The sequence below is a fragment of the Novosphingobium panipatense genome (assembly GCF_900182875.1).
Lineage (GTDB): Bacteria > Pseudomonadota > Alphaproteobacteria > Sphingomonadales > Sphingomonadaceae > Novosphingobium > Novosphingobium panipatense.
Genome location: NZ_FXUI01000004.1, coordinates 335,316 through 355,927, shown reverse-complemented (window position 1 = coordinate 355,927; position 20,612 = coordinate 335,316). Strand labels below are relative to the sequence as shown.

Here is a 20,612-nt window from a genome sequence, read left to right as displayed (position 1 = left end):
GGCAAATTCAAACTACGCAATAGAGCCCGAAGCTCCCAAGGCGCAGGCGCCGTCGCCCACATGTCCCTTCATCAAAAACTACAATGTCAAAGATCCGAACCCCCTTTCGAAGGTCCCGCCGAACAGTAAAGCCGGACAACCATCGCTCCCCCATTCTTGCGACCGGGGGAAACCAGCTGTCCGTCTCTCTTGGCGACCGCTGCAAAACCGTGTGGTCCGCTGCGGTGAAGCGCCCTCTAAGGTGACCCCGCGATTCGGTCAAACACTAATTTCAAAAATGTTTCATAAAAATGATCGTCTCGCTGTTTTCTGCGGTTTTCGAGTTCCGCGTGCCGATCCGGAATGGGCTGGCCTGCCCGATCATCGACAAGGATGGCGCAATCCAGGATCCGTTTGCCACTAAGCGGCGATTCCTGCGTTCGGCGTTGCAGCATGATTGCTTCGACGGGGTCAGGTGCTATCGGATGCCGGTGTCTAGGACGTTGATATATCGCGGGCGCACGGCGGGCCCGGCCCTCATGCTGGTGCTGCTCGCCTGCGCGGGTTGCGCAAGCCAAGGCGGCAGACCGGTCAGCGCGCCGGTGGAGCAGGACGCCTCGGCGGCGGCTCACCCGGCAATTGCGGCAGCGGCACCCTGGTGGCGTGAAGCCGGAGACCCGGTTCTTGCCACTCTGGTGCAGCAGGGTCTCGACCAGAGTCCCGAGGTCGCTTGCCGCATCGGCGCGCTGCGTCAATTCGATCAGGAGACGGCGCAAGACGCGCAGCGTCTGGGCACCAGGCTTAGCAAACTGTTGGGCGCCCGGAGCCGTGAGGACATCCCGCGGTTGAGAGACGCCAAGGTCGAGCGCGTTGCCTCGGAGCGACTGCGGGTCGCCCGGCGAATCGCACTTGCCTATATCGAAGTCCGGCGCCTGCAGCAGGACGCTGCGCTGCGCTCTTCTCTCATCGCCCAATACAAGGACAATGCGCAGGTCGCCCGGTTTCGGCGGGAGGCCGGCCTCGTTCCTGCGATCGATGGCTCGCTTGCCCGATCCCAAGACGAAGCCATGGCGGGTGAACTTGGCATTGCGCAAGGGCGATCCAGCCACGCCATCGCCGAGCTCGCGCGCCTCGTCGGGGATAGACCGGAGGCGCTCGCCGGCAAGCTGGGTTCTCCCGGCGTTCTTCCGGATCCTCCCGTGGACCCGCTGGCGGTCGCTGGTCCGGGCGAGCCCCGGCGGGCGGGTCTGGCCGATGCCATCCTGCGGGAAGCCCGCCTGAGCCAGTCCCTTTCCGAAGCACGCCGCACCGTCAAGGACGCCCGCACAGCGTATCGGGAAGGAGTCGGCAGCTTCGCGACACTCTATGTCGCGGAAGCCGCCGCGCTTGCGGTGGAGCTGGCGCTGGTCAGCGCACGGGCCGACCGCGTCGCCACGACCCTGGACATCTGGTCCGGACAGGATGAACGCTGGGCGCGTGAAGGCCTGGAGCCGGTCGTCGGCCCCACCTCCCTGTCATCCGATGCCACCATAACGGTAACTGCCGGCTGTGACTGAACGGAACGAGCATACGCCGCTCGACGCCCTCCTCGGTGCGGCTCCCCGCGGCGTGCTGCGCCACTGGCTCAGCCTCCTGGTCCTCACCCTGGCCGCGCTGGGCGCGGTGGTCTTTCTCATCCGGTTCGTGAGTGGTGAGGACTCACCGTACTATTCCACACCGGTGGAGCGAGGAAATCTGCTCCCTCTGGTGTCCGAACGCGGCAAAATCCGCGGCTCGGGCGAAGTTACCGTCGTGTCAAAGCTCCCGGGACGCATCACCTGGATTTCCGCCAAGAGCGATGCGGAGGTGGAGAAAGGGGAACTCCTCGCCATCATCGATGCCGGAGACGTCGATGCCCTGATCGCGGATGCCCGCGCGCAGCTGACCGGTGCCCGATCCCTTCTTCAGGCCGCGGAGGTCGCCGCGCAGGACACAGGCTCCCGTCTTGCGCGCTACGAAAGTGTCTGGCGTCGTTCGGGTGGACGGGCGCCCTCACTCAACGAAATCGAACGCGCGCGCGCCGATGCCCGGCAGGCCGACCTGGCGGTCTCCGCCGCCCGCGCCGACGTAAAGCGGGCCGAGCTGCGGGTCGCGGATGCCGAGGCCCGCAAGGCGGGCTCGCACGTGAAGGCTCCAGTTTCGGGCACGCTGGCAGTGCGTCATGTGCGGCAGGGACAGATCATCGCCGAACGCCAGCCCCTGTTCACGATCGCGCAGGGCACCGCGCCCTTGACCATCGAAGTGCCGCTCAGCGCACAACCCGGCCCGCTTGAGGCGGGAACGCCGGCGCAGATCCGGCTCGATGCCGCGCCCGATCAGGTCCACCCGGCAACGCTTACCCTTCTACGGGTTCCGCCTGCTCCATCCACGGCGCCGCGGCGTGCGGTGTTCACGCTTGCCCGGCCCGGCCCCGATATTCGCCCGGGAATGGCGGCGACAGTGGAGATCCGTCTGCCCCAGCGCCGCAACGTCCTGCTGGTGCCGGACGCCGCGCTGGAGTTTGAACCGGGCAGCCGCAACCCGCAGCGGCGCGAGCGAATCTATGTGTTGGATGGCGGCGAGCCCCGCCGCGTCTATGTCACCGTGGGCGGCAGCGACGGGAAGCACACGGAAGTCTTCGCCAGTGGCCTCAAACCGGGCGATCAAGCGATCATCGGTTGGCGAGATGCGGCGGCCGGAGCACGGCAGCCAGCGCGCTGAAAGGTTCGTGCGGCAACAATAGAGGGGCCTGTGCGTATGGGCACTCGACCAGAATCTCGCCAGCAAGGGTGAACGCCATCGCAAACGACACCGCTCACATGCCGCGCCGAACGGCCCTGCGTTTGCTTGCAGCGGCCGCAGCCGCCACTTCCCTTCCGGGCGGCTTGAGGGCCGCGACTGCGCGCCAGCTCGGGAATCCGCAGCCCTTCTCATGGGATGGCCTGGTGGCGCAGGCGCGGACTCTTGCCCGCAAGCCGCACCAGCCGATCCCGGCATCGACCCGCGCCGCCGCTGACTATGACGCGGCCGGCAAGCTCACTTACGGCGATGCCGCGAACATCGCTGGAAACATCCGGCTCTTCCCCGCCGTCCGCAACACGGCACCAAAGCCGGTGCGTATTGCCGTTGTCGAGGGCGGGCAGGCGCGGGAGATCGTGGACACCAGCGGGCTCTTCGTCGGTGGCCTCAATACGGATGCGGTCGGCTTTCGAGTGATGGACGGAACGAACCGCAGCGACTGGCTGGCCTTCCAGGGGGCAAGCTATTTCCGGTCCTCCGGCTCACGCGATCAGTACGGCCTTTCGGCCCGCGCCGTTGCCATCGACACGGGGCTGGCGAAGGGCGAGGAATTTCCGGACTTCACCCGGTTCTGGATAGAGCAGACCGGCACCGACAGCGTGCGCATTTACGCGCTGCTCGATGGACCGAGCCTGACCGGCGCTTATGTCTTCGACTGCCGCAAGACTGCGCAGGGCGTCACGCAGGACGTGACGGCATCGCTGTTCCTGCGCCGCGACGTCGAACAACTCGGCATCGCCGCCGCGTCCAGCATGTTCTGGTACGATCAGTCCAGCCCGCCCCGTTCCCGTACCGACTGGAGGCCGGAGATCCACGACTCCGACGGGCTTGCCATCTGGACGGCCGACGGGGAACGGGTGTGGCGGCCTTTGGAGAACCCGTCGGTCGCCCACCTGCACAGCTTCCGCGCCGATGCGCCGAAAGGCTTCGGCTTGCTGCAGAGGGATCAGGTCTTCGCGCATTATCAGGACGACGGCGTATTCTACGATCGCCGGCCGTCACTCTGGGTCGAACCCAGGGGCGACTGGGGACCGGGAGCCGTGGGCCTCTACGAGATGCCCACCAGCAGCGAGACGCTCGACAACATCGCGCTGTTCTGGCGCAGCGACCGGCCCGCACGGGCCGGGCAGCGCCGGGACTTCGCCTACCGGCTTACCTGGACCTCCAACGATCCGACGGCCGATCGCGCGGCACGCTGCGTCGATGTCTATGATGGACCGGGGGGAGCGCCCGGGTCACCCCCGCTGCAGGGAGTGCGCAAGTTCGTCTTTGATTTCAGCGGCCCCTCCCTTTCCGGTCTTGGCCGCAGTAGCGGCGTCACGGCCGAAACGGATCTGCCCGGGGAAGCGATCGTGGCGGCCGTGGCTTATCCTGTCGCCGGCTCGGAAGGACGTTGGCGCGCCATGCTCGACGTGCGTTCGTCCGCCCTTAACCGCTCTGAATTTCGCCTGTTCCTGAAGCGCGGCAACTCTGCCCTTACCGAAACCGTTATCAAGGCCATAGAAACGTGAGTTCGACGCCCATGAGCCACCTGCCGATGCTACCGGCCGAATCGCCGATGGCGATGCCGGTCCAGAACCTGTGGGGCAACCCCCCGGGGGCACGGGAAGTCCTTACTGCGCCGCAGGGGATGCTCATAAAGCGTGCGCTGCTCATTGCGCTGACGGCCGTGATCGGGCTTGCCGCGTCCAGCACAGTCCGGATGGAGCTTTCGCGCGACGGCCTAGACTGGGTCGAGGTCGCTCTGCTGGTGTTCTTTGTGCCGCTGTTCTGCTGGATATCCTTTGGCTTCGTGACTGCGACTATGGGCTTTCTCAAGCTCATCACCGGCGAACACCCGGGCTTCACTGCCCTGCCGAGCCCCGCATCCAGCCTCCGCCACAAGACGGCAGTGCTGATGCCGGTCTACAACGAGAGCGTCGAGGAGGTGTTCGCGCGCGTGCGGGCGATGGCCTACTCGATTGCCGAGGCCGGCGGCGCGGCCTGGATCGACTTCTTCGTCCTCAGCGATTCCAACCCGTTTCACGGCAAGCGCGAAGAAGCCGCATGGGCGGAACTCGCGGCGCACGCTCCGATCAAGGTCTACTATCGCCGGCGCGAGAAGAACATCGCCCGCAAGCCCGGCAACATCGCGGAGTGGGTGACGCGTTTCGGCGGATCCTACGAGAACATGCTGGTGCTCGATGCCGATTCCATGATGAGCGGCGAGACCATCGTGGGCATGGCCTCTATCATGGAGGAGCGCCCGTCCATCGGCCTGCTGCAGACGGTGCCGATGATCACCAACGCCCGCACGCTGTTTCAGCGCTGGATGCAGTTCGCCAGCGAGGCCTACGGGCCGATCGCCAGCGCCGGGCTGCTGTGGTGGTCCGGGGCGGAAGCGAACTTCTGGGGCCACAATGCGATCGTGCGCACCCGTGCCTTCGCCCAATCCTGCGGCCTTCCGGAACTTCCGGGCAAACCGCCGTTCGGCGGGCACATCCTCAGCCATGACATGTTCGAGTCCGCCTTGCTCCGGCGCCGCGGCTGGGCGGTCCACATGGTCATGATCGGCGGCTCCTACGAAGAGTTCCCGCCCACGATCGTCGACCTGGCCATTCGCGACCGGCGCTGGATGCAGGGCAACCTGCAGCACCTGCAACTGCTCGGCGCCTCGGGCCTCCACTGGACCAGTCGTCTACACCTCCTCATCGGCGCCTCAGCCTATCTCACTTCGCCGGGCTGGCTGCTGCTGATCCTGACGATGATCGGGCAGGTGGCGACGCAGGGTACCGGAGGCTTCATCACGCTCGCACCGCCCAGCGTGCTCGCGCTCACGGTGACTCTGCTTTTCGGTCCCAAGATCATGGGGCTGATCTGGATGCTGGCCGACCGGGACCGCCGCCAGAGCTTTGGCGGCGCTTCCGGAATCATCCGCTCGGTGGCGCTCGAAATCGTGCTGAGCATGCTGCTTGCGCCCATCACCATGGTGACGCAGACCAAAGCCCTGCTGGGCCTGCTTCTCGGCATCTCCGCCGGGTGGAACACGCAGACTCGCGACGCGCGCCGCATCACGATTCGGGAAGTGCTGCCGGACCTGCGCGAGCACCTGCTGCTTGGCGCCGCCTTTACCGCCACGGTGTTCCTCGACACGATGACCGCGCTCTGGCTGCTGCCGATCATCGCCGGCCTGTTCCTCTCGCCCTGGCTCATCAGCCTGTCGTCGAGCGAAAGCCTGGGACGCCGCGCGGCGAAGGCCAAGTTCTTCCGCGTCCCGGAGCCGGGCATCGTGGAAGCGCAGCCGTCTACGGTAGACCTCGAGCCGGTCCGGGTGGACACACCCCATCTCGTGAAAGTCTGAGTGGCCGCACCCGCAAACAGCCGGGCGGGGCCGTTAGTGCCTTGATCGAAGAGGAAGAAAATGGCGCACCCGACAGGATTCGAACCTGTGGCCTCTGCCTTCGGAGGGCAGCGCTCTATCCAGCTGAGCTACGGGTGCAGTGGAGGGGCGGTTAGCAGACGATGATGAGGGTTTCCAGCGCCAAATTCCATTTGCTGGGGAAGGCTTGAAAGTTCTTGCTATGTTCCTATGATGCGGAGCATGGCCGAAGCTGATTCGATTTCCCTCGCGCCGGGCGCGCTGCACGCCGCTACAGACGTCGCGCGCGGCATCACGCGCCTGTTTGCCCGCAACGGCATATGGTGCATGCCCGAAATGCCGCTGCGTTGCGGCCGTCGTGCCGACCTCATGGGGATCGACGCGAAAGGGCACGTCATCATCGTGGAGATCAAGGTCGCTCGCGGCGATCTGCTTGGCGATGGCAAGTGGACAGATTACCTCGACTTTTGCGACCGGTTCTACTGGGGCCTTTCCCCGGCCCTGGATCGTAGCCCGCTTGATAGCGAAGCGTTCCTGCCGGACTGCTGCGGCGTGATCGTCGCTGACGGATACGATGCGGAAATCCTTCGTCCCGCACCGCTGCGCCAGCTGGCAGCCGCCCGCCGCAAGGTGGAGACGGAACGGCTGGCACGCGCATCCCTGCGCCGCCTGGCGAACCTCTGCGATCCTCATACCGTCCAGTGGGGCGCGGAGGGATAGCACCCGCTCATCCGCAATTTTCTTGCGCATTGGTGGAATGCGCCCTATGTAGGGCGGGCAATCGGCGTGCGGGTCCACCCGCCGCAATCCAGGAGCAGCGTGAGGCCGCGGCGCACCAGGCGCCAAGGCCGCTCGGACTTACGATTGCGCCCAACCAGCTTCCTTCCTCACGCAGGGTCGCCCGAAACGACACCTTGCCGTGCGCGCGCCTTTTTCAAAAGCCTTGCGCGCCCCGCACTTTTGAAAGTGACGCATGTCCTATTTTTCCGAACTTGGCCTCGCCGAGCCCATTCTCCGTGCGCTCGAGGCCAAGGGCTATACTGATCCCTCGCCCATCCAGCGCAAGGCTATTCCTTCGCTGCTGGAAGGCCGCGACCTGCTCGGCATCGCGCAGACCGGCACCGGCAAGACCGCCGCGTTCTCGCTGCCTTCGCTGCACCGCCTCGCGCAGGATCCCAAGCCCCGCCAGAACGCCGGCTGCCGCATGCTGGTCCTTTCCCCGACCCGCGAACTGGCCGCCCAGATCGCCGAGAACATGCGCGGCTATGCCAAGTTCCTCAACCTCAACGTCCAGTGCATCTTCGGCGGCGTTCCCGCCGGCAAGCAGGCACGGGCACTTGAGCGCGGGACGGATATCCTGGTCGCGACGCCGGGCCGCCTGCTCGATCTCATCGACAGCCGTGCGTTGACGCTGCGGCACGTCGAGATCTTCGTGCTCGACGAAGCGGACCAGATGATGGACCTGGGCTTCATCGTGCCTCTCAAGCGCGTCGCCGCGCTGCTTCCCAAGAAGCGCCAGAGCCTGTTCTTCTCCGCGACCATGCCGCAGGCGATTGCGGAACTGGGCCGCCAGTTCATCAACGATCCGGTCCGCGTCGAAGTGGCGCCGCAGTCCACCACCGCCGAGCGCGTGGAGCAGTACGCCACCTTCATCAATCAGGCCGAGAAACAGGCGCTGCTGACGATCCGACTTCGCGAGGGTCTCGCACCCGATGCCGCCGAAAAGGCGGAGCACGGCGCTATCGACCGCGCGCTCGTCTTCACGCGCACCAAACACGGCGCGGATCGCGTGGTGCGCCACCTCGTGGCCGCCGGCATCCCGGCCGCCGCCATCCACGGCAACAAGAGCCAGGCACAGCGCACCGCCGCGCTCGGCGGGTTCCGCCAGGGCACCGTGCGCGTCCTCGTCGCCACCGACATCGCGGCGCGCGGCATCGACGTGACCGGGGTCAGCCACGTCTACAACTTCGAAATTCCCAACGTGCCGGAACAGTACGTCCACCGCATCGGTCGCACCGCGCGCGCAGGTGCGGACGGCGTGGCGATCAGCTTCGTCGCGCCCGACGAAAAGCCTTACATCCGCGATATCGAGCGCCTGACCCGCGTGAAGCTGGAAGCCCTTGGCCTTCCCGAAGACTTCACTCAGAAGGCCGCGCGCCTGCCGGCACCCTCGCGCAAGGCTCCGGAGTCGCAGGCGAGCGGCGGCGGACGTCGCGATGGCAGCCGGTCCTCCGGAGGTCGCAGCCAGCCGCGTCGCGACGGCCAGCGCGGTGATCGCCCGCAAGGCGATCGCAACCGTTCCGATGCACCGCGCGGGGATCGTCGTGAAGGCGGCGGCGAGGAGGGTGAGCGCAAGCGCCGCTTCCGTCCGCGCGGCCCCAAGGGCCTCGGCGCCCACAAGGCCGCTGTGAAGCGCGCAGGCTGAATGGCGGCGGGCGGGATTACAGTCCCACCCGCCCTTGCCTTCTGAACCATAAAAGATCCCACAGGACGGGGCCGCTCACCGCAGCGAGCCCCGTTTTTTCGCTTCCCCTCGCCCGAGCGAGGGCATAAGCCCGCAGCCATGGCAACCGATGGCCCTCCTCTTGCAGTGCTTGTTTCCGCCTGCGCCATGACCGCCATCGTCGGCTTACGCTATCTGGCAACGTCGGGCCTGTTCGCCTGGATAACCTCACGGGTACGCCCGGGACACTACACGGGGCTTCACGGCCAGATCCGCAAGGAGATTGGCTGGTCGCTCGCCTCCGCCGCGATCTACGGCATCCCGGCAGGGGTCGTCGCCTGGGGTTGGCAGGAACACGGCTGGACCCGCATCTACACCGACGTCCACACCTATCCGCTATGGTGGCTGCCCGCCTCGGTGCTGGCCTACCTGCTGCTGCATGATGCCTGGTTCTACTGGACGCACCGGTGGATGCATGAGCCCCGCGTGTTTCGCATCGCGCATGCCGTCCACCACGCCAGCCGCCCGCCTACCGCGTGGGCAGCGATGAGCTTCCATCCGATCGAAGCACTGACCGGGGCCGTCGTGATACCCGCGCTGGTCCTCCTCGTTCCCATTCATGTGGGAGCTTTGGGCATCGTGCTAACCATCATGACGGTTATGGGCATCACCAATCACATGGGTTGGGAAATGTTCCCCCGCACGCTGGTCCATTCGCGCCTCGGCCGCTGGCTCATAACTGCCAGCCACCACCAGCGACACCACGAAAGCTATCGATGCAATTACGGACTCTACTTTCGCCATTGGGATCACCTCTGCGGAACCGACACCGGGCTCTCGGAAGCTTTCTCCTCCCGGTAGCCTCCTTTATCGCGCTTGGCGGCGCATCGCCTGCCCAGCAGACGGACGTTACCGTCGCCGTCACCAATCTGCGCTCGACCAAGGGCCAGGTCCTCGCCTGCCTCACCACGCAGCCCAAGGCGTTCCCGGATTGCGCAAAGGATCCGCAGGCGCGAAAACTCACCGTCCCCACGCGCGAGCCGATGGAACTGCATTTCGGCGTCGTACCGCACGGGCGTTATGCGATATCGCTGATCCACGACGAGAACGCCAATGGCAAGCTGGACACGCGGCTCATCATCCCGCGGGAGGGCTACGGTTTCTCCCGCGATGCGGCTGTCCGAATGGGGCCTCCCAAGTTCGACAGCGCTGCCTTTGAAGTCGGTGCAGAACCCGTCCGCATGACGATCCGGATGCGCTACCTGCTTTAGCGACCTTGCCCGGTTTGGGGTGGCGGCATACCGTTGAACCGTGAAGAGAGATGATGTCAGAATGAGGGAGCCAGCCGGGGACACAGCGGCGACTACCGCGCCACAGGCGGGCCCCTTCTCCCCGTTCCGCTACCCGGTGTTCCGCGCCATCTGGATCGCGAACCTGTTTTCCAACCTCGGCGCCACGCTTCAGGGCGTGGCGGCCGCCTGGTTGATGACCGAACTGACGACGTCGCACCAACTGGTGGCACTGGTTCAGGCATCCGCCACCGTCCCGATCATGCTGTTTGGCGTTTTTGCAGGCGCCATCGCCGACAATTACGACCGCCGCCTCGTCATGCTGACGGCGCAGGTGGGGATGCTTGTCGTCTCCGCAGCGCTGGCCGCCCTTGCCTATGCCCAGTTACTCACCCCGTTCCTCCTCCTCGCCTTTACCTTGAGCGTCGGGATCGGGACGGCGCTGAATTCGCCGGCATGGCAAGCTTCGGTGCGCCAGCAGGTGCCCCAGCGCGAACTTACGCAGGCCATCGCCCTGAACTCCATCTCCTTCAACATCGCCCGGTCGGTGGGTCCGGCCCTTGGCGGGCTCCTGATCTCCATCTGGGATGTGTCGTTCGCCTTCGCGTTCAATGCCATCAGTTACATCGGCCTCATCGGCGTCCTGCTCTGGTGGAAGCCCGAGTCCCGCCCGATCGAGCGGCGGCCCATACTGCCCGCAGTGGCCGTGGGGCTGCGTTTCTGCGCAGGAAACAGACCGGTCCGCCGGATCCTGCTGCGCGGGATCGCCCTCGGTTTCAGCCTTGCCGCTTACCAGTCGCTGCTGCCCATCGTTGTGAACGGCCCGATCCACGGGACGGAACTGGACTTTGGCATACTGCTCGGCCTTTTCGGCATCGGCTCCATCACCGCCGCGCCGTTTGCCGGAGCGATACGCCGCCGGATCGGTCTGGAAGGTATCCTTGCGGTCGGAGCGGCGATGTTCGTCTTCTCGCTCTCCCTGATCGCCGAGGTGGAACAGCTTCTCCATGCGCTTCCGGCCGCGCTTGTGGCGGGCATGGCCTGGGTGATGATCCTGACCACGCTCAATACCGCGGTGCAGTTGCGATCACCGGATGCGATCCTCGGCCGCTGTCTCTCGATCTACCAAGCCGCGACCTTCGGCGGCATGGCGCTGGGTTCCTGGACCTGGGGTGCGGTGGCGGACTGGCAGGGCCTGTCCTTTGCCCTTCATGCCGGTTCGGTGTTTCTCGTGGTGTCGTTCGTTGTCCTGCGCGTGGTGGCGCCTCTGCCCCGCCTCGGTGAAGGCATCCTGAAATCGGGGTGACGTCTGCGTCCAATCGGCGCAACTTAATCCTTAATACACGATGTTGCGCCACAAGTGTGTTCTGGACAGGCGAATCAGGGCTCGACATGGACAATCCGCGCGGTGACTTTCCCGGCAATGAAGGGCCTGACGAGGAGCCCGTGGGCGCTTCTTCCGCGCCGAAGAAGGCTGCCGCAGACGAACGCCGGATGCAGGTGCGGGCCTACAACTTCTGGGCCAGCCTGCTGGGCGAGAAGACGTTTCCCGACATTGCGGATCTCGATCCGTCCGACCTGCCCGACTTCGGCCCGCGCAGCGTCCTGCTCGACTTCAGTGACGGGATCGAGGATCCCGCCATCGCCTATGTCGGTGCGATGCTGACCCAGGAATGCGGCGCTACGGACACAATCCGCCGGCTTGCCGAAGTCCCGGGCGATTCGCTGCTGTCGCGCATCACTGATCATTACATGCAAATTCTCGCCAACGAGGCCCCGATTGGCTTCGAGGCCGAATACGTCAACACGCGCGGCGTCACGATCCTCTATCGCGGCATTCTCATGCCGTTTTCCCGTAGCGGTGACAGGATCGACTACATCTACGGCGTCATCAACTGGAAGGAGCGGACGACCCCTGCGGGCGAGCGCGTTCCCGCCAGCGGGCCGGCCGCGACTGAAGCACCTGTCCGGCCCAGGGCACCAGAACCTCTTGCCGAATGGGCCGACGCCCCGCTCGATGTGAGTATGCCCGAGTTCGGGCCTTCCGATTACACGCTTCCTTCCCTTGATACGTATACGCCGCTCGAACTGCCGACCCCCGGCTTCGCCTTCGAGGCTGAGCCCGCGCCCTTCGATAGCGCCATGGAGCTTGCCGACTGGCTCGCTTCGGCCCGCGAGCTGGCACTTCTTGCCACCCATTGCGAGGAACGCTCGCACCAGGCGCTCTATGACGCCGTCGGCCGCGCCTACGACTTCGCTCTTGCAGCCCAGAGCGCCCCCGGCGATCTCGACGACCTGATCGCGGATGCCGGTCTCACCGTGCAGGAGCGTGCGCCGCTTCTTCCGCTCATGAAGCTCGTCTTCGGCGCGGATTACGACAAGACGCGCCTGACCGAGTTTGCCACTGTGGTGGCGCATGGCCGGCGCATCGGCCTGGAGCGTGGCACGCTGGCGTCCTACCTCTCCACGACGCCGGGCGGCTTGAAGGCGCTGGTGCGGGAGGAACGCCGCCTTCGCCGCATCGAAGCCGGCACAACGCCCGCCGACAGCTGGGAGCGCCTTGCCAGCGACCTGCGCACGATCGAATCGCGCCCGCTGACTGAACTTGCGGATCAAGGCGAGGAGTTCACGGTCCTCGTCGCGCGGCGGCTGCCGGATGGCGAGGTCGTGCTGGTCGGCGAAGTCGCTGGCGACGATGCGCTCCTGCAGCGGGCGGCACGCACGCTTCTGGACTCGCGTACAAGCGCCTGACGAAGGCTCGTCCGGCGGAACGGCATCCGTGATGTTCCACGTGCAACTTCGTGGACCCACGCAAGGCACCGCCCCGCTCGACTTCAGGCGGCGAACAGTGCATTCAGGCTGCTTCATCGCGGGTTAAGTCCCAGTAGCCTCAAAGAGGACTGATGCCGAAGCTGCGAATTCCCGCACTGCTCCTCGCGATCCCGGCGCTCGTCGGTTTCACGGCCCCTGCCTCTGCCCAATCGATTCTTCGGGACGCGGAAACAGAGGCGCTGTTGCGCGATATGGCAGCCCCTCTCGTCGCGGCTTCCGGCCTCGGCGCCGGCAATGTCGACGTCGTCCTGGTCAACGACAACTCGGTCAACGCCTTCGTGGCGGGCGGGCAGGCGGTCTATGTGAACGCCGGGCTCATCAACGAGGCGGATACCGCCGCCGAAGTGCAAGGGGTGATCGCGCACGAACTCGGCCACGTCACCGGTGGCCACGCCGTCCTCAATATGGGCGGCAAGAGCGCGACCAACATTTCCCTCCTGTCGCTGCTCCTGGGAGCGGCGGCAGCGGCAGCCGGTGGCGGCGAGGCGGCGATGGGGGTCATTATGGCCGGGCAGCAGGCGGCCATGGGCAAGTATCTCGCCTACAACCGTTCGCAGGAGGCATCGGCGGATGCCGCCGGGGCGCAATACCTCTCCACGGCCGGCATCAGCGGACGCGGTTCGATCGCCTTTTTCAAGAAGCTACAGAACCTCGAGTTCCGCTACGGCTATCGTCCCAAGGACGGCGACGAGTTCTATTCCAGCCATCCCCTGACCAGCGATCGCATCACGACACTGCAGGACACTTACGAAAAGGATCCAGCCTGGGAGAAGCCGGACGACGCGTCGATCCAGAAGCGCTTCCTGCGGGCCAAGGCCAAGCTCTACGGTTTCATAGCCGAACCCCGGCAGGTCCTTCGCAAGTACCCCCCGACGGACACATCGATACCCGCCCGCTATGCGCGGGCCTATGCCTACCACCGCGAATCGAAGTTCGCCGAGGCGCGGGAGGAGACGGAGGCCCTCATGGCGGCTGATCCGAACGATCCGTATTTTCTGGAGCTCGACGGTCAGATCCTGCTGGAGGGCGGCAAGGCTGCCGAGGCCTTGCCTGCGCTGCGCAAGGCAACCGAACTGTCCGGCAATTCCCCCCTGATCGCCACGCTTTTCGGTCACGCGTTGATGGCGACGGAAGATCCGACCAATTACAAGGAGGCTGAGCGCGTCCTCCGGAATGCCGTGGCGCGGGACCGGGAAAACCCGTTCACCTGGTACCAGCTCGGCGTGATCTATGCGGCCAAGGGAGACATGCCGCGCGCTTATCTGGCCAGCGCGGAGCAGCAAGTGCTGGCCGGCCGCATGGACGACGCGCTGCGCAGCGCCCAGGCGGCGGTCGCCGGCCTGCCCACCGGCACGCCCGACTGGCTGCGGGCGCAGGACATCGAGATGCAGGCCCGCGCGGAACTGGAACGTGACAGCAAGCACCGCTAGGCACGTGCCGATCAATCAAAGCTGACAGGTAATCGCATCCATCATGAGTAAAGCCGCCAAGTTCACCGTCGTCGCCGCCGGTATCGCTGTGATCGCCGCGGGAGGATGGTTCGGCGGTCGGATCGCCGTCGAGCGTGTCGTTCACGATTACATCCTGCAGAATCCGGAGATCCTTCCGCAGGCGATGGACGAGTTACGCCGCAGGGAAGCCTCCAAGGCGCTGGCGGGCGTACGACAGACAGTCGAGACGCCGTTCCCGGGGGCCATCCTCGGCAATCCGCAGGGCGCGATCACCCTTGTCGAATTCTCGGACTACGCCTGCGGCTACTGCCGCCAGAGCCTGCCCGATATCGACCGGCTCATTGCCGCGAACCCGGACCTGCGCATCGTTGTGCGCGAACTGCCGATCATCAGCCCGCACAGCGCCGAGGCCGCCCGCATGGCCCTCGCGGCGGCCGAGCAGGGGAAGTACGCGCAGTTCCACCAGGCCATGTATTCCGCCGGTCAGGTCGATGCGCCCACCATCGAGGCCGTGGCCAAAAAGGTCGGCCTCGACATGGAGCGCGCTCGCCGGGTGGCTGCCAGCCCGACGGTCGAGGCGGAGATCAGCCGCAGCATGGAACTGGCCCAGCGGCTCGGCTTCTCCGGCACCCCTAGCTGGGTGGCCGGTGACAAGCTGATCCCCGGCGCCGTCGGCTTCGACCAGCTGTCCCAAGCCGTCGACGCAGCGCGCGGCGGTTGATCGCGGCAGTACCACGTTTTGCAACCTCCCGAAGATCGTCTAGGCTGGCAGGCATGAGCGTCCTGCCTATTCAGCCTATTCCCTTTTTCGCCGACAAGGACCGTGCCTTCTGGCGCCTGCAGCTGATTGGCTGGGGCGGCGCCCTAGTGCTGCGTTCGATGTCCCTGCTGGCCAACGATCTGCCGCTGACGGCGCTGGTGCAGCCTGTCATCGCGACCATCACCGGCTTTTCGATCTCGCTGGTGCTCTCGGTGATCTATCGGACGCTGATCCGGAAACGGGCGCTGGTGACATGGGGCTTGACGATCCTCGTGCTGCCTGTCGCCGTGGCGCTTCACGCGTTCATCGACGGCTGGGTGATCTCCCTCTGGCGCGTGGATGCCGACACCAGTTTCGCCCAGATCTTCGTCGGCGTCTTCTACCTGGACGCGACGCTGCTGGGTGCGTGGACGGCGCTCTACTACATGGTCAACTTCTACCTGCAGGTGGAAGAGCAGAACGACCAGTTGATCCAGCTGGAGAACCAGGCGACGAGCGCCCAGCTTGCCATGCTGCGCTACCAGCTCAATCCCCACTTCCTCTTCAACACGCTGAATTCAATCTCGACGCTGGTGCTGCTCAAGCAGACGGAGCCCGCCAACGCGATGCTCAGCCGCCTCTCTTCGTTCCTGCGCTACACGCTCGTGAACAAGCCCTCCGCCCGCGTCACTGTGGCGCAGGAGGTCGAGACGCTGCAGCTCTACCTCGATATCGAGCGCATGCGCTTCGAGGAACGGCTGCGCACCACGTTCACCATCGACCCGGCAACCGAGGCCGCGCTGCTGCCCTCGCTCCTCCTGCAGCCGCTGGTGGAGAATGCCATCAAGTATGCGGTCAGCCAGCAGGAGAGCGGGGCCGAAATCACCATCGCCTCGCAACTCGTCGGCCCCATGCTTCGCATCACCGTCTCCGACACCGGGCCGGGCTTGCAAAGTCCCACGACCGATAACAGGCTGTCCGGCATGACCTACGATGGAGGGGAGCCGGTCTCGACCGGTGTGGGATTGTCCAACATCCGCGACCGTCTGTCGCAGGCCTATGGCGAAAACCACCGCTTCGATACGATCGAGCCGATGGAAGGCGGCTTTGCGGTCGTCATCGAGCTTCCTTTCGAGCGCAGCGAAATCACCGAGGACATGCCCGAAGCCGAGCGCCAGACCGTTCCTGCGCAAGCGGTTCCCGGGCGATGAAACAATTTTGGGCCGCGCGCGTTTGCCGGTCCGGAGAAACTAACATATGACAATCCGCACGATCCTTGTCGACGACGAGAAACTCGCCATCCAGGGCCTGCAGCTACGGCTAGAGAAATATCCCGACGTCGAGATCATCGACACTTGCGCGAACGGGCGCGAGGCCATCCGGAAGATCAAGACCGAAAAGCCCGACCTCGTCTTCCTCGATATCCAGATGCCCGGCTTCGACGGCTTCTCGGTTGTGAAGGGCGTGATGGAGATCGAGCCTCCGCTCTTCGTCTTCGTGACCGCCTACCAGGAACACGCCGTCCGCGCCTTTGAGGCGAACGCGGTCAACTACCTGATGAAGCCGGTGGACGAAAGCAAGCTGGACGACACCCTCGCCCGCGTGCGCCAGCGTCTCTCCGAGAAGCGTTCCGCCGACGAGGCCGAGAAGCTGAAGACCGTGCTCGCTGAAGTGGCGCCGGATGCGGTGGACCAGATCCCGGAGGAGGTCGACGCCAACGCGGATCGCTACGAAAAGCTCATCAACATCAAGGACCGCGGGCAGATCTTCCGGATCGACGTGGATTCGATTGAGCATATCGAGGCGGCGGGCGACTACATGTGCATCCGCACCGCCGACAACTCGCTGATCCTGCGCGAGACGATGAAGGATCTGGAGCGCCGTCTGGATCCGCGCGTGTTCCAGCGCGTCCATCGCTCCACCATCGTCAACCTCAACCAGGTGCGCCAGGTGAAGCCGCATACGAACGGCGAGTGCTTCCTGGTTCTGGACTCCGGCGCCCAGGTCAAGGTCAGCCGCTCGTACCGGGACGTGATCGCCCGCTTCGTCCACTGAGCCGCATCGCGGGCGGCACCGGGCTGCTCTGCCCGCGATGAACGCCGCCCGCCGGTTCTCTCCCCCTCGACATCCCGGCGGGAACGCGCAAGAGAGCGCCCATGACCCAGTTCACGCTCCAGGGCTTTGACCTTGCCGCCTTCGTCGATGCCACGCTTGCCGAGGATCTCGGCGTCGGACTTGAAGGCGGCGGCCGCGACGTCACGTCCGAAAGCGTGATCGACGCAGAGGCGCGGTTTTCGGGCGTGATGGACTCGCGCGATGCCATCACCGTGGCAGGCCTTCCCATCGCGGCTGCCTTCTTCCGCAAGCTCGATCCCGCCATGCAGATCGAGATCCTCGTCGAAGAAGGCGCAGCGGTAACGCCGGGCACCCACCTCATGCGCCTGAGCGGCAATGCCCGCGCCATGCTGACGGCGGAGCGTGGCGCGCTCAACACGGTCCAGCACCTTTCCGGCATCGCCACGATGACCCGCACCTATGTGGACGCCATGAACGGCAACGCCACGCTGCTGGACACCCGCAAGACGATCCCCGGTCTGCGTCATCTGGAAAAGTACGCAACCCGCATGGGCGGCGCGCGCAACCACCGCATGGGCCTGTGGGACGCCGCGATGATCAAGGACAACCACGTCCTCGTCGCGGGCGGCGTCGGCCCGGCGGTTGCCCGCGCGAAGGCGGCCGGCGTAGCTCAGATCATCTGCGAGGTGGACCACCTCGACCAGATCGAGCCCGCCATCGCGGCAGGCGCCCATCACCTGCTGCTGGACAACATGGGTCCTGACACGCTGCGCGAAGCCGTCGCGATCGTTGCGGGCCGGGTGCCGACCGAGGCCTCGGGCGGCGTGAATCTCTCCACGATCGGCGCCATCGCCGCCAGCGGCGTTACTTACGTATCGGTAGGCCGTCTCACCCAAAGCGCGCCCGCCGCCGATATCGGGCTGGACTTCACTCCGCTTTGAACAAGCTGGCCGTTCGCGCCGCGGCGCTGCTTGTCGCTCTTGCCGGCGCCCCGGCACCGGCGCCAGGGCAGGCTTACCAATGCACCCTGCCGCGAACGGTGCCACCTGTCGGCCCGGTGAAGCCGGAGGGGCCGGCGCGTCGAACGCCGATCTCCAGCTACACCCTGGCCGCCAGCTGGTCGCCCAACTACTGCCAGACGAGCGGCGACACCCGTTCCATGCAGTGCAACCGCGACAACGGCCGCTTCGGTTTTATTCTACATGGCCTGTGGCCTGAAGCGAAACGAGGGCCGTCGCCGCAGTGGTGTGCGAATCGCCCCCTGCCCTCTCCCCAGCAGCTGAGGGAGCATCTGTGCATGACGCCCTCTGCTACGCTGCTTGCACGCGAATGGGCAAAGCACGGCAGTTGCATGGTGGCCAGCCCGCAGAAGTACTTCCGGATCAGCGCGATACTCTGGCGATCCATACGCTGGCCCGACGCAGACCGTCTGTCGCGAAAAAAGGGGCTCACCGTCGCGGATCTGCGGGATGAGTTCGTGGCCGCCAATTCCGGTTGGCCGCGTGGAGCAATCGGCGTCCAGCTCACCCGGACGGGTTGGCTCCGCGAGGTACGCCTTTGCTATGGCAAGGACTTCCGGCCCCGGACCTGCGCGCGACGTCAACAGGGTGCGGCCGATGCCGCCCCGATGAAGATCTGGCGCGGCCTTTGAGGGCCTATCGACGTTCCCGGAAGAAGCGCCGCAACAACTCCGCCGATTCCTTCTCGCCTATACCAGCGTAGACTTCCGGCTTGTGGAGGCACTGGTCATGCTCGAACACCCGGGCGCCGTGCTCCACGGCACCGCCCTTGGCATCGGAAGCAGCGTAATAGAGGCGCGCAATCCGCGCATGGACGATGGCGCCTGCGCACATGGCGCAGGGCTCCAGCGTCACCCACAACTCACACCCGTCGAGTCGCTCGTTGCCGAGCGCCCGGGCGGCGCTGCGAATCGCCTCGATTTCAGCATGGCTGGTGGGGTCATGCCGCTCACGTGGGCCATTGCGCCCCACCGACACGATGCGACCGTCCTTCACCACGACGGCGCCTATGGGCACTTCACCGGAATCCGCCGCTTCGCGGGCTTGAGCGAGAGCGAGCGCCATGTTTGGAGGGAGCGGCCAGCGAGTCATGCGTTTGCGCTAGCCCGCTAAAAACCTGTGCGCAACTTGACGTTCCAAGGGGGAATCGGTAAGGGCGCGCCTTCCCGTACTTAACGGCAAACAAATTTCGAGCGAGAAAGACCATGTCCCGCATCTGCGAACTGACCGGCAAGGGCCGCCAGGTTGGCTGCAACGTCAGCCATGCCAACAACAAGACCAAGCGTGTCTTCCTGCCCAACCTGCAGAACGTAACGCTGCTGTCGGAAGGCCTGGACCGCAGCTTCAAGTTCCGCGTTTCGACGCACGGCCTGCGTTCGGTCGAGCACAACGGCGGCCTCGACAACTGGCTGCTGAAGACTGCGGACACGAAGCTTTCGCCGCGCGCCGTCAAGGTGAAGCGCGAGCTCAAGAAGCAGCAGGCCGCCTGATCGTCCGCTCCCTTCGGGGAGCGTGCCAGGATACGGTTCTCGAAAAAGCGTGCGAAGGCATTCTTCGCGCGCTTTTTCGCGTTGAAGAATGGGTTAGCGGGGGCCCGGCAGGTCGGCGGGATGGACCGACAGCTTCCAGAGCAGCGTACGCTGCAGCACCCGCATCGCGTTGTCATCGGACATTAGCCAGACGACGATACGGCCATCCTTGCCAGGAACGGCCGCGATGGCTTCGAAGTTGTCGCCGGGCAGCACGGAGGCAAGTGAGGCCACGGGCGTTGAGCGCCACACGGTGCCGGGCCTGATCTGGGCCGTGTCGGCCAAAACGATTCGGCCTGCGTACCGCATCGGCAGGGGCCAGAGCAGCCGCCGCATCAGGACAAGCGCGCGGCCATCCGGCAGCACCGCCATGTCGACGACCGAAAAGTTGTCCGGCCCTTCGAAGTGGAACGCCTGCGCCACAGGATGGTCCACTGGATCGCCCGCGAACAGCAAGGCTTCGTGGCGTCGGCTTTCGAGGATCGACGTCGTGACCTCGCGTATGACCACGAAGCGCCCGTCGCGCAGACGGGCCATCGCTTCAGCGCCGCTGTTCCGGCCCCACCGCGCCATTCCCGCCGGATGAACATGCCCCGTCTCCCGCAGCTTCGGGGAGAGACGGACGATGCGGTTGCTGCCTTCGAGGGCTACCCACTGCCGACCGGTCTTCGGGTCGAAGGCCACGGACTCGACGTCGCGTCCCGCCTTGTCGTTTCGCGGCAACGAGAAGCGCAGCGATACGGTGCGCGCGCCGCTGCCTGGTCCCGGTGGGCGCGGAAAGGACAGGACTTCTCCGCTGTCACTGAAGGCACGCAAGCGGCCGTCCTTCAACGCTACCAGGGCTGAATACCCGGAAATCCGCTGATTGGGGGAGCGGTACTGCCACGCCCCCTCCAGGCGCAAAGGTCCAAGGTAAGCGTCAAGAACCGGGCGCGCGGGCAGCTTCTGCCGCTCGATCGTCAATTCCGCATCGGCGCCCTGCACCGTCTGCGGCCGCTCGCTGCGCGCCCACGTGGCCCACAGAAGGGGAAAAGCGAGGGTCACAAGAGGAAGGCTACGGCGCACGGGGCGTGCATAAGG

The 20,612-nt window shown here is 65.6% G+C and carries 19 protein-coding genes and 1 tRNA gene; 17 read left to right on the top strand and 3 right to left on the bottom strand.

Going from position 1 to position 20,612, the window contains the following annotated elements; all coding sequences use genetic code 11:
- The first annotated feature begins 290 nt into the window (after nucleotides 1-290).
- The 4 genes from QOL62_RS09380 (at nucleotide 291) to mdoH (ending at nucleotide 6,136) form a co-directional block, all read left to right on the top strand.
- Complete coding sequence (locus QOL62_RS09380; RefSeq protein WP_283406034.1) at nucleotides 291-1,535, top strand: TolC family protein; 1,245 nt, start codon at nucleotides 291-293, stop codon at nucleotides 1,533-1,535.
- Nucleotides 1,528-2,718, top strand: coding sequence for an efflux RND transporter periplasmic adaptor subunit (locus tag QOL62_RS09375; RefSeq protein WP_283406033.1), 1,191 nt, complete (start codon nucleotides 1,528-1,530; stop codon nucleotides 2,716-2,718). The genes QOL62_RS09380 and QOL62_RS09375 overlap by 8 nt, the downstream gene beginning before the upstream one ends.
- A gap of 98 nt (nucleotides 2,719-2,816) precedes the next feature.
- Nucleotides 2,817-4,307: an OpgD/OpgG family glucan biosynthesis protein gene (locus QOL62_RS09370; protein WP_283406045.1), complete on the top strand. Its 1,491-nt coding sequence runs from the start codon at nucleotides 2,817-2,819 to the stop codon at nucleotides 4,305-4,307.
- 11 nt (nucleotides 4,308-4,318) lie between these two features.
- Nucleotides 4,319-6,136, top strand: a complete 1,818-nt coding sequence (gene mdoH / locus QOL62_RS09365) for a glucans biosynthesis glucosyltransferase MdoH (RefSeq protein WP_379511655.1) — start codon at nucleotides 4,319-4,321, stop codon at nucleotides 6,134-6,136.
- Between the two features lie 61 nt (nucleotides 6,137-6,197).
- On the opposite strand, the gene QOL62_RS09360 is transcribed toward mdoH, so the two are convergent.
- A tRNA-Arg gene (locus tag QOL62_RS09360) sits at nucleotides 6,198-6,274 on the bottom strand.
- 102 nt (nucleotides 6,275-6,376) lie between these two features.
- On the opposite strand from QOL62_RS09360, the gene QOL62_RS09355 reads away from it, so the two are divergent.
- The 12 genes from QOL62_RS09355 to QOL62_RS09300 all read left to right on the top strand — a co-directional run bounded on the left by QOL62_RS09355 (nucleotide 6,377) and on the right by QOL62_RS09300 (nucleotide 18,635).
- A complete protein-coding gene (locus tag QOL62_RS09355; RefSeq protein ID WP_283406031.1) occupies nucleotides 6,377-6,874 on the top strand; it encodes an MmcB family DNA repair protein in 498 nt (165 codons plus the stop codon).
- A gap of 253 nt (nucleotides 6,875-7,127) precedes the next feature.
- Nucleotides 7,128-8,579: a DEAD/DEAH box helicase gene (locus QOL62_RS09350; protein ID WP_283406030.1), complete on the top strand. Its 1,452-nt coding sequence runs from the start codon at nucleotides 7,128-7,130 to the stop codon at nucleotides 8,577-8,579.
- Between the two features lie 138 nt (nucleotides 8,580-8,717).
- Nucleotides 8,718-9,458 carry a sterol desaturase family protein gene (locus tag QOL62_RS09345; protein ID WP_283406029.1) on the top strand — a complete coding sequence of 247 codons (741 nt, stop codon included), beginning with the start codon at nucleotides 8,718-8,720 and terminating at the stop codon, nucleotides 9,456-9,458.
- On the top strand, nucleotides 9,401-9,868 hold the full coding sequence (locus tag QOL62_RS09340) for a DUF2141 domain-containing protein (RefSeq protein WP_379501950.1): 468 nt from the start codon (nucleotides 9,401-9,403) through the stop codon (nucleotides 9,866-9,868). The genes QOL62_RS09345 and QOL62_RS09340 overlap by 58 nt, the downstream gene beginning before the upstream one ends.
- Before the next feature lie 61 nt (nucleotides 9,869-9,929).
- Entirely contained in the window at nucleotides 9,930-11,192 is a 1,263-nt protein-coding gene (locus tag QOL62_RS09335; protein ID WP_283406028.1) for an MFS transporter, read from the top strand.
- An 86-nt stretch (nucleotides 11,193-11,278) separates the two neighbouring features.
- Nucleotides 11,279-12,637, top strand: a complete 1,359-nt coding sequence (locus QOL62_RS09330; RefSeq protein ID WP_283406027.1) for a PAS domain-containing protein — start codon at nucleotides 11,279-11,281, stop codon at nucleotides 12,635-12,637.
- A gap of 152 nt (nucleotides 12,638-12,789) precedes the next feature.
- Nucleotides 12,790-14,148: a M48 family metalloprotease gene (locus tag QOL62_RS09325; RefSeq protein WP_283406026.1), complete on the top strand. Its 1,359-nt coding sequence runs from the start codon at nucleotides 12,790-12,792 to the stop codon at nucleotides 14,146-14,148.
- Between the two features lie 43 nt (nucleotides 14,149-14,191).
- Nucleotides 14,192-14,890 carry a DsbA family protein gene (locus QOL62_RS09320; RefSeq protein ID WP_103729295.1) on the top strand — a complete coding sequence of 233 codons (699 nt, stop codon included), beginning with the start codon at nucleotides 14,192-14,194 and terminating at the stop codon, nucleotides 14,888-14,890.
- Between the two features lie 53 nt (nucleotides 14,891-14,943).
- Nucleotides 14,944-16,119 carry a sensor histidine kinase gene (locus QOL62_RS09315; RefSeq protein ID WP_283406025.1) on the top strand — a complete coding sequence of 392 codons (1,176 nt, stop codon included), beginning with the start codon at nucleotides 14,944-14,946 and terminating at the stop codon, nucleotides 16,117-16,119.
- 46 nt (nucleotides 16,120-16,165) lie between these two features.
- Nucleotides 16,166-16,963, top strand: a complete 798-nt coding sequence (locus QOL62_RS09310; RefSeq protein WP_103729293.1) for a LytR/AlgR family response regulator transcription factor — start codon at nucleotides 16,166-16,168, stop codon at nucleotides 16,961-16,963.
- A 101-nt stretch (nucleotides 16,964-17,064) separates the two neighbouring features.
- Nucleotides 17,065-17,925, top strand: a complete 861-nt coding sequence (gene nadC, locus QOL62_RS09305) for a carboxylating nicotinate-nucleotide diphosphorylase (protein WP_283406024.1) — start codon at nucleotides 17,065-17,067, stop codon at nucleotides 17,923-17,925.
- Nucleotides 17,922-18,635: a ribonuclease T2 family protein gene (locus QOL62_RS09300; RefSeq protein ID WP_283406023.1), complete on the top strand. Its 714-nt coding sequence runs from the start codon at nucleotides 17,922-17,924 to the stop codon at nucleotides 18,633-18,635. The genes nadC and QOL62_RS09300 overlap by 4 nt, the downstream gene beginning before the upstream one ends.
- A 4-nt stretch (nucleotides 18,636-18,639) precedes the next feature.
- Here the strand turns inward: QOL62_RS09300 and QOL62_RS09295 are convergent, their stop codons facing one another.
- A complete protein-coding gene (locus tag QOL62_RS09295; RefSeq protein ID WP_103729290.1) occupies nucleotides 18,640-19,095 on the bottom strand; it encodes a nucleoside deaminase in 456 nt (151 codons plus the stop codon).
- A 113-nt stretch (nucleotides 19,096-19,208) separates the two neighbouring features.
- Here QOL62_RS09295 and rpmB point away from each other — a divergent pair, with 113 nt between their 5' ends.
- On the top strand, nucleotides 19,209-19,493 hold the full coding sequence (gene rpmB / locus QOL62_RS09290; RefSeq protein WP_103729289.1) for a 50S ribosomal protein L28: 285 nt from the start codon (nucleotides 19,209-19,211) through the stop codon (nucleotides 19,491-19,493).
- A 93-nt stretch (nucleotides 19,494-19,586) separates the two neighbouring features.
- Here the strand turns inward: rpmB and QOL62_RS09285 are convergent, their stop codons facing one another.
- On the bottom strand, nucleotides 19,587-20,597 hold the full coding sequence (locus QOL62_RS09285; protein ID WP_283406022.1) for an esterase-like activity of phytase family protein: 1,011 nt from the start codon (nucleotides 20,595-20,597) through the stop codon (nucleotides 19,587-19,589).
- Nucleotides 20,598-20,612 lie beyond the last annotated feature (15 nt).

What these genes read in the sequence shown, in the direction of transcription:
- QOL62_RS09380 (WP_283406034.1), top strand. Translation starts at nt 291, where the DNA reads ATGATCGTCTCGCTGTTTTCTGCGGTTTTCGAGTTCCGCGTGCCGATC.
- QOL62_RS09370 (WP_283406045.1), top strand. Translation starts at nt 2,817, where the DNA reads ATGCCGCGCCGAACGGCCCTGCGTTTGCTTGCAGCGGCCGCAGCCGCC.
- mdoH (WP_379511655.1), top strand. Translation starts at nt 4,319, where the DNA reads ATGAGCCACCTGCCGATGCTACCGGCCGAATCGCCGATGGCGATGCCG.
- QOL62_RS09355 (WP_283406031.1), top strand. Translation starts at nt 6,377, where the DNA reads ATGGCCGAAGCTGATTCGATTTCCCTCGCGCCGGGCGCGCTGCACGCC.
- QOL62_RS09350 (WP_283406030.1), top strand. Translation starts at nt 7,128, where the DNA reads ATGTCCTATTTTTCCGAACTTGGCCTCGCCGAGCCCATTCTCCGTGCG.
- QOL62_RS09345 (WP_283406029.1), top strand. Translation starts at nt 8,718, where the DNA reads ATGGCAACCGATGGCCCTCCTCTTGCAGTGCTTGTTTCCGCCTGCGCC.
- QOL62_RS09335 (WP_283406028.1), top strand. Translation starts at nt 9,930, where the DNA reads ATGAGGGAGCCAGCCGGGGACACAGCGGCGACTACCGCGCCACAGGCG.
- QOL62_RS09330 (WP_283406027.1), top strand. Translation starts at nt 11,279, where the DNA reads ATGGACAATCCGCGCGGTGACTTTCCCGGCAATGAAGGGCCTGACGAG.
- QOL62_RS09325 (WP_283406026.1), top strand. Translation starts at nt 12,790, where the DNA reads ATGCCGAAGCTGCGAATTCCCGCACTGCTCCTCGCGATCCCGGCGCTC.
- QOL62_RS09320 (WP_103729295.1), top strand. Translation starts at nt 14,192, where the DNA reads ATGAGTAAAGCCGCCAAGTTCACCGTCGTCGCCGCCGGTATCGCTGTG.
- QOL62_RS09315 (WP_283406025.1), top strand. Translation starts at nt 14,944, where the DNA reads ATGAGCGTCCTGCCTATTCAGCCTATTCCCTTTTTCGCCGACAAGGAC.
- QOL62_RS09310 (WP_103729293.1), top strand. Translation starts at nt 16,166, where the DNA reads ATGACAATCCGCACGATCCTTGTCGACGACGAGAAACTCGCCATCCAG.
- nadC (WP_283406024.1), top strand. Translation starts at nt 17,065, where the DNA reads ATGACCCAGTTCACGCTCCAGGGCTTTGACCTTGCCGCCTTCGTCGAT.
- QOL62_RS09295 (WP_103729290.1), bottom strand. Translation starts at nt 19,095, where the DNA reads ATGACTCGCTGGCCGCTCCCTCCAAACATGGCGCTCGCTCTCGCTCAA.
- rpmB (WP_103729289.1), top strand. Translation starts at nt 19,209, where the DNA reads ATGTCCCGCATCTGCGAACTGACCGGCAAGGGCCGCCAGGTTGGCTGC.